Here is a 14437-nt window from a genome sequence, read left to right on the forward strand (position 1 = left end):
TCAGTATGTGGATTTCCGAGTAATCCGAGTAACCCAGATGCTGATGGTGTGTAGTGTTATCGTAAGGTTTAATCAAAGTTATGCGGAACTAAGCTTTGGTATATAGCCATAACGTTTGGCTAACCTATGGCAATAATTTACGCACTATCAGCCACTTAGAGGTAGGAAAATAATGACGAATTTAAAAGCAGTTATACCGGTAGCGGGTCTTGGGATGCATATGTTGCCTGCCACTAAGGCGATACCCAAAGAGATGCTACCGATCGTCGACAAGCCAATGATTCAGTACATTGTTGACGAGATTGTGGCTGCAGGGATCAAAGAAATCCTCCTGGTAACTCATGCGTCCAAGAACGCAGTCGAAAATCACTTCGACACCTCTTATGAATTAGAATCTCTCCTTGAACAGCGCGTGAAGCGTCAGCTGCTGGCGGAAGTACAATCTATCTGTCCGCCGGGCGTGACCATTATGAACGTGCGTCAGGGTGAACCTTTAGGTTTAGGCCACTCCATTTTGTGTGCACGCCCCGCCATTGGTGACAACCCATTTGTCGTGGTGCTACCAGACGTTGTGATTGACGACGCCAGCGCTGACCCGCTGCGCTATAACCTTGCTGCCATGATTGCGCGCTTCAACGAAACGGGACGCAGCCAGGTGTTGGCAAAACGTATGCCGGGTGACCTCTCTGAATACTCCGTCATCCAAACCAAAGAACCACTGGACCGTGAAGGTAAAGTCAGCCGCATTGTTGAATTTATCGAAAAACCGGATCAGCCGCAGACGCTGGACTCAGATATCATGGCTGTTGGTCGCTATGTGCTTTCTGCCGATATTTGGCCGGAACTGGAACGCACGCAGCCAGGTGCATGGGGACGTATCCAACTTACTGATGCTATTGCTGAACTGGCGAAAAAACAATCTGTTGATGCCATGTTGATGACCGGCGACAGCTACGACTGCGGTAAAAAAATGGGCTATATGCAGGCGTTTGTGAAGTATGGACTACGCAACCTGAAAGAAGGGGCGAAGTTCCGCAAAGAGATTGAGAAGCTGTTAAGCGAATAATGAAAATCTGACCGAATGTAACGGTTGATAGGAAAATTATAACGGCGGTGAAGATTCGTGGCAAAAGTAATTTGTTGCGAATATTCCTGCCGTTATTTTATATAAACAATCAGAATAACAACGAGTTAGCAATAGGATTTTAGTCAAAGTTTTCCAGGATTTTCCTTGTTTCCAGAGCGGATTGGTAAGACAATTAGCGTTTGAATTTTTCGGGTTTAGCGCGAGTGGGTAACGCTCGTCACATCGTAGGCATGCATGCAGTGCTCTGGTAGCTGTAAAGCCAGGGGCGGTAGCGTGCATTAATACCTCTATTAATCAAACTAAGAGCCGCTAATTTCACAGCATGCTCTGAAGTAATATGGAATAAAAAAGTGAAGATACTTGTTACTGGTGGCGCAGGATTTATTGGTTCTGCTGTAGTTCGTCACATTATAAATAATACGCAGGATAGTGTTGTTAATGTCGATAAATTAACGTACGCCGGAAACCTGGAATCACTTGCTGATGTTTCTGATTCTGAACGCTATGTTTTTGAACATGCGGATATTTGCGATGCTGCTGCAATGGCATGGATTTTTGCTCAGCATCAGCCGGATGCAGTGATGCACCTGGCAGCTGAAAGCCATGTGGATCGTTCCATTACAGGCCCTGCGGCATTTATTGAAACCAATATTGTTGGTACATATGTCCTTTTAGAAGCCGCTCGGAATTACTGGTCTGCTCTTGATAGCGACAGAAAAAATAGCTTCCGTTTTCATCATATTTCTACTGACGAAGTCTATGGTGATTTGCCTCATCCAGATGAAGTAAATAATACAGAAGAATTACCCTTATTTACTGAGACGACAGCTTACGCGCCAAGCAGCCCTTATTCCGCATCCAAAGCATCCAGCGATCATTTAGTCCGCGCGTGGAAACGTACCTATGGTTTACCGACCATTGTGACTAATTGCTCTAACAATTATGGTCCTTATCATTTCCCGGAAAAATTGATTCCATTGGTTATTCTGAATGCTCTGGAAGGTAAAACATTACCTATTTATGGTAAAGGGGATCAAATTCGCGACTGGCTGTATGTTGAAGATCATGCGCGTGCGTTATATACCGTCGTAACCGAAGGTAAAGCGGGTGAAACTTATAACATTGGTGGACACAACGAAAAGAAAAATATAGATGTAGTGCTCACTATTTGTGATTTGCTGGATGAGATTGTCCCGAAAGAGAAATCTTATCGTGAGCAAATCACTTATGTTGCCGATCGCCCGGGACACGATCGCCGTTATGCCATTGATGCTGATAGGATTGGTCGTGAATTGGGATGGAAACCACAGGAAACGTTTGAGAGCGGGATTCGTAAAACGGTGGAATGGTATTTGGCTAATGCAAAATGGGTCGAAAATGTGAAAAGTGGTGCCTATCAATCGTGGATTGAACAGAACTATGAGGGCCGCAAGTAATGAATATCCTCCTTTTCGGCAAAACAGGGCAGGTAGGTTGGGAACTACAGCGTGCTCTGGCACCGCTGGGTAATTTGATTGCTCTTGATGTTCACTCCACTGATTATTGTGGTGATTTCAGTAACCCTGAAGGTGTGGCTGAAACCGTCAAAAAAATTCGTCCTGACGTTATCGTTAATGCTGCTGCTCATACCGCGGTAGATAAGGCTGAGTCAGAACCCGAATTTGCACAATTACTCAATGCGACCAGCGTTGAAGCGATTGCAAAAGCGGCTAATGAAGTTGGGGCCTGGGTAATTCATTACTCAACTGACTACGTCTTTCCTGGAATTGGCGACATGTCATGGCTGGAGACTGATGCAACCGCTCCGCTCAATGTTTATGGCAAAACCAAATTGGCTGGAGAAAGAGCATTACAAGAACATTGTGCGAAGCACCTCATTTTCCGGACTAGCTGGGTCTATGCAGGTAAAGGAAATAACTTCGCCAAAACGATGTTACGTCTGGCAAAAGAGCGTGAAGAATTAGCGGTTATTAACGATCAGTTTGGTGCGCCAACAGGTGCTGAACTGCTGGCTGATTGTACAGCACATGCCATTCGTGTCGCACTGAATAAACCGGATGTCGCAGGCTTGTACCATTTGGTAGCCAGTGGTACCACAACCTGGTACGATTATGCTGCGCTGGTTTTTGAAGAGGCGCGCAAAGCAGGCATTCCCCTTGCACTCAACAAGCTCAACGCAGTACCAACAACAGCCTATCCTACACCAGCTAGTCGTCCCCATAACTCTCGTCTTAATACAGAAAAATTTCAGCAGAATTTTGCGCTTGTATTGCCTGACTGGCAGGTTGGCGTGAAACGCATGCTCAACGAATTGTTTACGACTACAGCAATTTAATATTTTTTGCATCTTGTTCGTGATGGTGGAGCGAGATGAATTAAAAGGAATGATGAAATGAAAACGCGTAAAGGTATTATTTTAGCGGGTGGTTCTGGTACTCGTCTTTATCCTGTAACTATGGCTGTCAGTAAACAGCTGTTACCGATTTATGATAAACCGATGATCTATTACCCGCTGTCTACACTGATGTTGGCGGGTATTCGCGATATTTTGATTATCAGTACGCCACAGGATACTCCTCGTTTTCAACAACTGCTGGGTGACGGGAGCCAGTGGGGCCTGAATCTTCAGTACAAAGTGCAACCGACTCCAGATGGACTTGCTCAGGCGTTTATTATCGGTGAAGAGTTTATTGATGGTGATGATTGTGCTTTGGTTCTTGGTGACAATATCTTCTACGGTCACGATCTACCAAAGTTAATGGACGTAGCTGTTAACAAAGAAATTGGCGCAACGGTATTTGCTTATCACGTAAATGATCCAGAACGCTATGGTGTTGTTGAGTTTGATAAAAACGGTACGGCAATTAGCCTGGAAGAAAAACCTCTACAGCCAAAAAGTAATTATGCGGTAACCGGGCTTTATTTCTACGACAACGAAGTTGTCGAAATGGCGAAAAACCTTAAGCCTTCTCCTCGTGGTGAACTGGAAATTACCGATATTAACCGTATCTATATGGAGCAGGGGCGTTTATCCGTTGCCATGATGGGACGTGGTTATGCATGGCTGGACACGGGGACACATCAAAGTCTTATTGAAGCAAGCAACTTCATTGCAACAATTGAAGAGCGTCAGGGGTTGAAAGTTTCCTGCCCGGAAGAAATTGCTTACCGTAAAGGGTTTATTGATGCAGAGCAGGTGAAGATATTGGCCGAGCCGCTAAAGAAAAATGCTTATGGTCAGTATCTGCTAACAATGATTAAGGGTTATTAATAAAATGAACGTAATTGAAACTGAAATTCCTGATGTATTAATTTTTGAACCGAAAGTTTTTGGTGATGAGCGTGGTTTCTTTATGGAAAGCTTTAATCAGAAAGTTTTCGAAGAGGCTGTAGGGCGTAAGGTTGAATTTGTTCAGGATAACCATTCTAAGTCTAATAAAGGCGTTTTACGCGGGCTCCATTACCAGTTAGAACCTTATGCGCAAGGCAAACTTGTGCGCTGTGTTGTTGGTGAGGTCTTTGATGTTGCGGTTGACATTCGAAAATCGTCACCTACGTTTGGCAAGTGGGTTGGTGTGAATTTGTCGGCGGCGAACAAGCGCCAATTATGGATACCGGAAGGATTTGCTCATGGCTTTTTAAGCCTAACAGATAACACTGAATTTTTGTATAAAACTAATAACTTCTATAATAGAAATTATGAAAGATGTTTAAAATTTGATGATATAGAATTAAGCATCAAATGGCCAATTGGCGACGAAACTGAGTTGATCGTTTCAGAAAAAGATATGTTAGGCAATATTTTTAGTAAATTATAGTTTTTATCATAGCGGTATTTAAGTTTAATACTTACCGCTATGATTTTTACATCTTTTTTGTAAAGGTGCTTAAATGCGCGCTAGTCCATTTTTTCGGTCAGTTAAATATGGTATTGTATTTTCTATAGTAATAATGGTACTTACATTTATTGTAAGGCAGTGTATTATTAATTCGTTTGGTGAAAATTTAACAGGTTATTATTTGTTAATAAACCAATTAGTCGGTTATCTAAATTTAGCTGAATTGGGTTTAACTACGGCATCAGTATATTTATTGTTCAAGCCGTTGAATTCTGAAAATAAATATGACATTGTTGGTTATTTTTATATTATTCACAGAATATTTAAATTTATTGCATCAGCAATATTATTTATTGGGCTAACACTCTCTTTTATTATGCCCTATTTAGTCAAAGATAATATAAATTGGCATGATATTTACATACCATGGGCTTTTTATGTAATTGCAACAGCATTGTCGTATTTTTATAGTGCAGAAACTGTTTTGTTAACAGCAAGTGAAAAACTATATATTGTTCGGATTGTGAATGGTTTGGCTCGGGTTATTACTTTTTTAATACAGATAGTTGTGCTTAAAAATGGTGGTGGTTTTATTATTTTTAGTGCGTTAGAGATTGTATATGTGCTAATTCAATATATACTATTTAGATATTATGTTCTAAAACTGTACGGGGCATATTTATATAGTAAGACAACACTATCAAAAGAACTTCCGCTAATAAAGCAAACAATAATAAAAGAGATAAAAAAGACATTTATCCACAAGTTATCAGGTGTTATGATCTTTAATACAGACTATATAATTATTAGCATTTTTATAGGATTATCTACAATAACAATATATTCATCCTATTTAATGTTCATACAAGCTTCAGCTATAATAATTGGAACAATTGTAAGTCCATTGGGGGCATACATTGGAAATTTTTTACATAGAACCGACAGTAATCTAACGTATTTAAAATTCAATTCAATAAATACGATTTTTTTCTTATTGGCATCGATTGGTTGTATTATATACAACAATATCTCAACTCCTTTTGTACAACTGTGGATGGGCAAAGATATCATTTTTTCTCAAGATATTGTGGCGTTGCTAGCGGTTAACTTTTTTTGTTTAGTCGCGAGGAGCGCTGTAGATATTTTTAAGGTCGCATATGGATATATGTCTGATATTCATTTACCAATAATTGAAGGTACTTTAAATTTAATTATATCTTTATCTTTGGTTAATTTCTATGGTGTCAAAGGTGTCATTTATGGAACTATATGTTCAAATGTTATCATTATCATGCTGGCGAGGCCCTGGTATTTATATAAAGAGGCCTTCAATTTATGCACTATAGATTTCATAAAAGATCATATTCAATTATGGGTAATATCATTAATGATTCTCATCACTTTGTTAAGTGGTCGAGTTAATGATATGTATACACTTTTCGAGAAATACTTAATGAATAATTGGGATGTTAGCAATAAGCTAATTGAACAACTTCTCACACATAGTCTCTTTTTGATTTTATCAACAATATTTGTAGTAATTATCTATATTATAGTCACCCCTAAAAATTGCCTTGCTTCAGTAAAAATATTAACCAATAAAGGGTTATAATGAATCCAATACCTATTTTCATAATGACTAGAAATGATGGTGTTTATCTGCAGGACTGTTTGAACTCAATCCTTAAAAATACCGTATACCCATTTAATCTGTATGTTATTGATAATAACTCTTCAGATAAATTACATTTAAAAATTCTTGAGGAATATAAAACTCGGCAGAATGTGAATGTAATAAGAAATAAGAGTAATTTATGGGTTTTAGGTCTAAATAAGCATCTTGAGAAAGTTAAAAAGGAAAGTGATTCTTCTTATTTTGTACTTACTGACGGTGATATTATTTTTCCTGAGCCTGGAATAAATGGATGTTGGTTGACTCAATTAGTAATATATATGGACACGTATAAATGCATTGGTAAAATAGGTATGTCACTGAATTGGGATTCGATAAGGGATGACCCATTCTATGAAGAAATTTATGAGCAAGAAAAAAAATTATATAATAACAATAAAAAAATAGAAAATCTTTATATATCACCAGTAGATACAACTGCAGCTATATATCGTTGGGATTGGTCTATCGAAGGGTATAAGTTTTATCCTGATCATATACGCTATCTTAGACCGGAGCTATACTCATGTAGGACTCCAAAAGAATTTAATGCAAAACATTTAGGTTGGTTAGTTTATAAAAATAATAATGGCCAAGCAATTAAAAAACTAGATGAGAAAATTAAATGTTTCACCTTAGTTGGAGCTGATATAAAAAAAACACAACTAAAAAAGGCTAGCCTGAAGGTGAGAATGTTTAATTCTTTATGTGGAAAACCCATAAAATATTTTTGGAGTATGCGACGTATTTTATATACTATATTCTATACCCTTAAAAAAGGAATTTGGCTTTATGATAATCATTGAGAAAACAAGATGATACCATATTTTTTAATGTTTGCATGCCTTGTGATCTTTTCTTTATTTAAAGGTAATGACAGAAGAGTATTAAATGCTTCTATGATCATCCTTGGCATTTTTTGCGCCATGAGGGGAAACAATGTTGATAGAGACTATGAGACGTATATAAGTATTTATACATATATTATAGAAGGTTATAGCTATGCTGTTGAGCCAACCTTTCATCTATTATCAATAATTTCAAATACCCTTACGGGTACACCATTTCTTATATTTTGCGTTTATGCAGGACTTGCTATTTATTTTAAAATAAAATTTATTGAATATTGGTCGCCTTATTTATTGCTTTCTGTATTGCTCTATTTTTCCAATGTGTATTTATTACATGAGATGACTCAAATTAGGATCGGATTAGCAAGTGCCATTGGTTTTTTTAGTTTGAAATATTTAATAACCGCAGAAAAGAAAAAGTATTTTATTTGGGTGTTCATCGCTATGACTTTCCATTTTTCAATGGCTGTGTTTTTTTTGTTGCCATTGTTAAATTCAAAGCGATTGTCTGGCAGGTATGTCATCATATATTGGATAAGTATTATTTTACTTTACTTTTTATCTTATTATAAAATTGATTTAAGTGTCTTTTTAAAATATTTTGATATAGGCATAATAAATTCAAAATATGATTTGTATCGAGAGCAAGGGGAAAATAATGATACCAGTGTGAATATTTATTCTGCACTGCAATATTTTCATTTGTTTGTGATTTTTCTAAGTATGGTCTATCGCGACTCGTTCAGATATGATGAAAAGTATATAATTATGTTAAAAATTTATTCATTAGGACCTTTATCATTATTAGTGTTTTCAAATGTTCCTGGTTTTTCATTACGTTTATCTGAATTGTTTAATGTAGGGGAAATAGTTTTATTACCAATGCTCGTTAGTCACATTAAACAAATTAAGCTAGCCTACCTGTCAGTAATATTGATTTCTCTTTGTTTGTTGCTTATTAATTTGTATTATTTGTCCTTGTTGAAGGAATATTCAATCTGATGCTTATTTTACCTATAGTTGTTATCTATAAATGCAAACTCGAAAATTCTGCAAGTTTAAACACATTATTAAAATGTGATTCAAATGAATTTATAAAGGAAATTTTTGTATATAATAATTCTCCTGATGAAATATTTATACCGGATTATTATATGGGTGTCAAAGTTTATAAGATTGATGATTATAATAACTCTGGTGTTAGTAGAGCTTATAATAAAGGTTTAAAACTTGCTTTAAATCTAAATTATAAGTATGTTCTTCTTTTAGACCAAGATACATATATTCCTAAGGACTTTTTGAAAATATGTAATGAAACTATCTCACAGCATTTAAATATAAAACTTTTCTGTCCTATATTAAAAACAAAACGTGGTGTCATTTGTTCTCCATTGTCATATAAGTATCATAGAGGATTTCATGTTAAGAATATTGTCGCTGGGGAAAAGGGATTAAGCAAATTATCTCCTATAAATAGCGGAATGATATTAGATGTTGAGGCCGCTCTTAAGTGTGGTGGATATAATGAAAATGTTTTTCTAGATTTTAGTGATTTTCAATTTATTGAGAGATTTAAGAAAAAAAATCATTCATTCTATGTTTTACCAATAGTATTAACGCAAGATTTTTCAGGAGAAGAAACTGATAAAGAAAAAATACTAAGGCGTTTTCATATTTATTGTATATGTGCTAAAAACTGTACTAAAAAAAATTTTACAGATCAATTTATCTATTTTTTTATGGTTTTACTCAGAGCAATGAAGTTGACTTTTAAAATCAAAACTATAAACCCATTAATCACTTTTTATACAAGATATCTCCGGGGGTAAGATGATTTCTGTATGCATTCCGACTTATAATGGTGAGAATTATATAAAACAACAAATTCTCAGCATACTTAATGAGTTGGGTGAAGATGATGAGATTGTTATTTCTGATGACGGTTCAACAGATATGACATTAGCAATAATAGAAGAAATAAATGATAAACGAATTGTTGTAATTAAAAATGAGGAAAACATTCAATGCGAATCCTACAATAACCGAACTGAAAAATTGCTAAAAAAAGTATCATTGAATCTGCAAAATGCCTTATTACATTGTAAAGGAGATTATATATATTTAGCTGACCAAGATGATATATGGAAGAAAGGGCGGATTACTAATACATTACCTTTATTAGCAGAGAATAAGCCTATTTTGGTTGTGTGTGATTGTTGTGTTGTTGATGAAAATAATACTATAACGCAGAGGTCATATTTTGATTACGTTACCCCTTCGCAAAATTTGTGGAGAACAGTAATTAAGAGTTCCTTTCATGGATGCTGTATGTGTTTTAATAGAATTTTATTAGCAAAAGCATTTCCGTTTCCTCACTATAGTTTGGGGCATGATTTATGGATTGGTTTAATTGCAATAAAATTTGGTCTCGTATATTTTTGTCCAGAAGTTTTAGTGGAGTATAGGCGACATTCGACAACTGTTACGTCTACAGGTAGCAAAAGTAAGAATAGTTTTGGATTTAAAATACGTTACAGAATTATGTTATTAATTGAATATTTGAAACTATATAAAAGAAAATGAAAAAAATTGCACATGTTTTAGTTCTTCCCAAAATGGCAGGTTCTCAAAAATTTTGCCATATGCTTCTCTCAAAAATAGAGGGGTATGAAAAATTTGTTCTTGTCTCTGAATGTGAGGATGTCGATTTAGAACAACGAGCTGAGTTTATAAAAAATTTTGAATCAATTAATGTCAATATTATTTGGTGTAAGAATCTTAAGAGAAATATTGGTAAATCTGATGTAAAAGCTTTTGTTGAGTTATATAATATTTTTAAACAATATGATTTCGATATAGTTCATACTAATTCGACTAAGCCTGGCATTCTGGCTAGGATTGCCGCTAAAATGGCGGGTGTAAAAAAAATAATACACACAGTACACGGCATTTCTTTTTATAGAGGACAACCTTATATCAAAAGGTTAATATACTGGATAATAGAAGTTTTTGCACTTCAGTTTGGTGATCTTAACATATGTGTCAATAAATTCTATCAGAAATATTATAAAATTTTTTTTTGGAAGAAAAGTATTACCATTTATAATGGCTATGATTTTTCCGAAATTAAAAAAATAAACAAAATGGCAAAAGACAGTAATGAAAAAAGATTTTTGTTTGTAGGACGGCTAGATGAGCAAAAAGATCCACTCACACTTATCAAAGCTTTTGAACTTATTGAAAAAAAATATCCTAGTGTATATTTAGATATTGTTGGCGATGGTGAATTAAAAGGGCATTGCGAAGAATTGGTGGAAAAATTAAAAATTCAAGATAAGGTGATATTTCATGGTTGGGTAGAAAAACCATACTCTTTTTACTTAAATTGCAATGTATTTATTTGCCCGTCAAAATATGAGGCATTTGGTTTTATTTTCGTTGAAGCTGCTTATTTTAAAAAACCAATAATAACTACTAATGTAGAAGGTATTCCGGAGGTCGTGGTAGATTCGAAAATGGGCTATTTGATTAAGCCGGGAAATTTCTTAGATTTATCAAAGAGAATGACAAATTTACTAGAGTCTAATTCTTTATGTGTAGCTATGGGTGAATATGGTCATAAATATGTTACAAGTAATTTCGATATTGAGAAATGTATCGAAAAATATCAGGCTGTATATGATGACCTTTGAAGGCTGTTGGTATGATGAAAGTAGTGTTTAAAATTTATATTCCTTATTTGATTGTAATGATTGCTGTGTTTGTCATGCTAACGTATACAGACATGGTAAGTAAATTTTCTAGTATTGCTTTAGAGTACTTCTGTATATTTACATCCCTTTTTGTTTTTAAAAAAATTTATAGAGGAATAATTTGGACTTTAGTCGTAGGGATACTTGGAGCCCAGATATCATCTTTATATACAAGTGGAAATTATGTCATACCTCTTACTCTCTCAAACGTTGGTGAGTATAATGCGTTAGGTTTTGAGCTTTTATTTAAGTTGTTATGTATATCACTCTTATTTTTATGTGTGGCACAAATTATCTTTAGTCCTGTTTTTACTTATGATATTCCACGGCGGAAAACATTTTTATTAGCTCTTCTTTTCTTGCCTCTAATAAATGGTCCTTTAGTTAAGTTCACAGAGACTCTTTATTTTTACTATAAGCAAGTGACTTTTTCCCCTGCGTATAATTATCCAGCAATTGCAAAAAAATTTTTAAAAACAGATATTTGGTATGATGAGTCACTTCTTTTGAAAAATAAAAAACCTAATGTGATAGTAATTTTTACTGAAGGAATGTCTTTTAATGTAATTGATAGCGTTAATAATTTAGGCCTCGGAGTAACTCCAAAGCTCGATGAAATCATGAAGAAATCATTTTTCTTTATAAATTATTATAATCATACAGCAGCTACTTTTCGAGGGTTAAGAGGGCAATTAACTTCTGCTTATCAATTTAAAGATGGTGTAGGTGCAAATGGTGATGGTTTTTTTGAAATAACAAATCAAAAAGTTAAGTCAATATATAATAAAAGATTAATCTCTTTACCGGAGATATTGAATTCAAATGGTTATAAGACGATATTTCTTTCTTCAACAGAAAAAACTAGCACTTTGAATGCGATGCTGAAAACCTTATCATTCAATGAAGTTTTGGGAATGGGAGATTTTGATTTTTATCAGAATGACCGTATGTCAGATAAGCAAACTTTCATAGCGCTTAAGGAAGTTGTTGAAAGAAACAAGAATAATAAATTTTTCATTGGAGTTTACCCATCTGGAACTCATCATGGTTTAGATAGCCCTGATTTGCGTTTTAGAGATGGTTCAAATTCTTATTATAACAAATTTTATAATTTTGATCATCAAGTTGGCAAGTTCATAGATTATCTTACGTCCACAGGTCTTATAAATAATACCTTGGTGGTTATTACGGCTGATCATTCAACTTTCCCTACACCACAATTTAATAAATCTTTTAGTTCAAATTCTGATTATTTTGTTGATGCAATACCTTTAATAATTTTGGGGGCAGGAATAGAGTCTAAAAAAAATAATGCGCATGGGAAGAATAGTTTAGCATTGGCACCAACGATACTAAATTTATTAAATATTAACCATTATCCTAATTTCTTTTTAGGCTGCTCGCTCTTGGATGTAAAATGCCAAAGTACTTTTAGTCATATATCGGCAATCGGAAATTCTTTTTTTAAAACCGGCGATAAAAAGTGTTCTTCAGATGATTATAACGTTAAAAAATTAGATAATTCTAGCGATATAATTAATTTCTATAATGTTAGTGGTTAAAGTATAAATACAGCTTATAGTTGACTGATATATATGGTTAATGTTTTTATAGTGAATATTTTTTCAAGCCGCACACCCTCGCGGTGACCACCCCCTGACAGGAGTAAACAATGTCAAAGCAACAGATCGGCGTCGTCGGTATGGCAGTGATGGGACGCAACCTCGCGCTCAACATCGAAAGCCGTGGTTATACCGTCTCTATTTTCAACCGTTCCCGTGAAAAGACGGAAGAAGTGATTGCCGAAAATCCAGGCAAGAAACTGGTTCCTTACTATACGGTAAAAGAGTTTGTTGAATCTCTGGAAACGCCTCGTCGCATCCTGTTAATGGTGAAAGCAGGTGCTGGCACGGATGCTGCTATTGATTCTCTCAAGCCATACCTCGATAAAGGTGACATCATCATTGATGGTGGTAATACCTTCTTCCAGGACACCATTCGTCGTAACCGCGAGCTTTCTGCCGAAGGCTTTAACTTCATTGGTACCGGTGTTTCCGGTGGTGAAGAAGGTGCGCTGAAAGGCCCTTCCATTATGCCTGGTGGGCAGAAAGAAGCCTATGAACTGGTTGCGCCGATCCTGACCAAAATCGCCGCAGTGGCTGAAGACGGTGAGCCTTGCGTTACCTATATCGGTGCCGATGGCGCAGGCCATTATGTGAAGATGGTTCACAATGGTATTGAATACGGAGATATGCAACTGATTGCTGAAGCCTATTCTCTGCTTAAAGGTGGCCTGAACCTCACCAACGAAGAACTGGCGCAGACTTTTACCGAGTGGAATAACGGTGAACTGAGCAGTTACCTGATCGACATCACCAAAGATATCTTCACCAAAAAAGATGAAGACGGTAACTGCCTGGTTGATGTGATCCTGGATGAAGCGGCTAACAAAGGTACCGGTAAATGGACCAGCCAGAGTGCGCTGGATCTCGGCGAACCGCTGTCGCTGATTACTGAGTCTGTGTTTGCACGTTATATCTCGTCTCTGAAAGATCAGCGTGTTGCCGCGTCTAAAGTTCTCTCTGGTCCGCAAGCGCAGCCAGCAGGCGATAAAGCTGAGTTTATCGAGAAAGTTCGTCGTGCGCTGTATCTGGGCAAAATCGTTTCTTATGCTCAGGGCTTCTCTCAGCTGCGTGCTGCGTCTGAAGAGTACAACTGGGATCTGAACTACGGCGAAATCGCGAAGATTTTCCGTGCTGGTTGCATCATCCGTGCGCAGTTCCTGCAGAAAATCACCGATGCTTATGCCGAAAATCCGCAGATCGCTAACCTGCTGCTGGCTCCGTACTTCAAGCAAATTGCCGATGACTATCAGCAGGCGCTGCGCGATGTCGTCTCTTATGCAGTACAGAACGGTATCCCGGTTCCTACCTTCGCTGCTGCGGTTGCCTATTATGACAGCTACCGTGCCGCTGTTCTGCCTGCGAACCTGATCCAGGCACAGCGTGACTATTTTGGTGCGCATACTTATAAGCGTATTGATAAAGAAGGTGTGTTCCATACCGAATGGCTGGATTAATCTGATTTAACCAACAATAAAATTGAGGCCCGGCGTATATTGCACCGGGCTTTTTTTTGCCAAATATCTTATAGACTAAATTTCACTGCTTAATATTAACTTAATAAATATCAGCTATTCTTATAAAGAAAATCTGAATTGTTTTTCGTTGCGTTGA

The 14437-nt window shown here is 36.4% G+C and carries 13 protein-coding genes; all 13 read left to right on the forward strand.

Going from position 1 to position 14437, the window contains the following annotated elements; all coding sequences use genetic code 11:
* The first annotated feature begins 172 nt into the window (after positions 1-172).
* Positions 173-1066 (forward strand): UTP--glucose-1-phosphate uridylyltransferase GalF, encoded by an 894-nt coding sequence (galF, locus tag FQ015_RS02070; RefSeq protein ID WP_140973684.1) that lies wholly within the window; start codon positions 173-175, stop codon positions 1064-1066.
* Between the two features lie 371 nt (positions 1067-1437).
* The gene (gene rfbB, locus FQ015_RS02075; RefSeq protein WP_160523643.1) at positions 1438-2523 is read left to right on the forward strand and encodes a dTDP-glucose 4,6-dehydratase; all 1086 of its coding nucleotides are present in this window, start codon (positions 1438-1440) and stop codon (positions 2521-2523) included.
* Positions 2523-3422 (forward strand): dTDP-4-dehydrorhamnose reductase, encoded by a 900-nt coding sequence (rfbD, locus tag FQ015_RS02080; RefSeq protein WP_160523644.1) that lies wholly within the window; start codon positions 2523-2525, stop codon positions 3420-3422. Before rfbB ends, rfbD begins: the two co-directional genes overlap by 1 nt.
* A gap of 57 nt (positions 3423-3479) precedes the next feature.
* Entirely contained in the window at positions 3480-4358 is an 879-nt protein-coding gene (rfbA, locus tag FQ015_RS02085) for a glucose-1-phosphate thymidylyltransferase RfbA (protein ID WP_160523645.1), read from the forward strand.
* Between the two features lie 4 nt (positions 4359-4362).
* Positions 4363-4905 carry a dTDP-4-dehydrorhamnose 3,5-epimerase gene (gene rfbC / locus FQ015_RS02090; protein ID WP_160523646.1) on the forward strand — a complete coding sequence of 181 codons (543 nt, stop codon included), beginning with the start codon at positions 4363-4365 and terminating at the stop codon, positions 4903-4905.
* A 73-nt stretch (positions 4906-4978) separates the two neighbouring features.
* Positions 4979-6538 (forward strand): O51 family O-antigen flippase, encoded by a 1560-nt coding sequence (gene wzx / locus FQ015_RS02095; protein WP_160523647.1) that lies wholly within the window; start codon positions 4979-4981, stop codon positions 6536-6538.
* Positions 6538-7404 (forward strand): glycosyltransferase family A protein, encoded by an 867-nt coding sequence (locus FQ015_RS02100; protein WP_052897171.1) that lies wholly within the window; start codon positions 6538-6540, stop codon positions 7402-7404. Before wzx ends, FQ015_RS02100 begins: the two co-directional genes overlap by 1 nt.
* A gap of 9 nt (positions 7405-7413) precedes the next feature.
* Complete coding sequence (gene wzy, locus FQ015_RS02105; protein ID WP_160523648.1) at positions 7414-8451, forward strand: O51 family O-antigen polymerase; 1038 nt, start codon at positions 7414-7416, stop codon at positions 8449-8451.
* A complete protein-coding gene (locus tag FQ015_RS02110) occupies positions 8451-9278 on the forward strand; it encodes a glycosyltransferase (protein ID WP_160523649.1) in 828 nt (275 codons plus the stop codon). Before wzy ends, FQ015_RS02110 begins: the two co-directional genes overlap by 1 nt.
* Before the next feature lies 1 nt (position 9279).
* Positions 9280-10032 carry a glycosyltransferase gene (locus FQ015_RS02115; RefSeq protein WP_160523650.1) on the forward strand — a complete coding sequence of 251 codons (753 nt, stop codon included), beginning with the start codon at positions 9280-9282 and terminating at the stop codon, positions 10030-10032.
* Complete coding sequence (locus tag FQ015_RS02120; RefSeq protein WP_160523651.1) at positions 10029-11141, forward strand: glycosyltransferase family 4 protein; 1113 nt, start codon at positions 10029-10031, stop codon at positions 11139-11141. The genes FQ015_RS02115 and FQ015_RS02120 overlap by 4 nt, the downstream gene beginning before the upstream one ends.
* An 11-nt stretch (positions 11142-11152) precedes the next feature.
* Positions 11153-12763, forward strand: coding sequence for an LTA synthase family protein (locus FQ015_RS02125; RefSeq protein WP_237426998.1), 1611 nt, complete (start codon positions 11153-11155; stop codon positions 12761-12763).
* 110 nt (positions 12764-12873) lie between these two features.
* Positions 12874-14280: an NADP-dependent phosphogluconate dehydrogenase gene (gndA, locus tag FQ015_RS02130; protein WP_160523652.1), complete on the forward strand. Its 1407-nt coding sequence runs from the start codon at positions 12874-12876 to the stop codon at positions 14278-14280.
* The last annotated feature ends 157 nt before the right edge of the window (positions 14281-14437 follow it).

The organism is Escherichia sp. HH26CH (genome assembly GCF_009820205.1).
Lineage (GTDB): Bacteria > Pseudomonadota > Gammaproteobacteria > Enterobacterales > Enterobacteriaceae > Escherichia > Escherichia coli_F.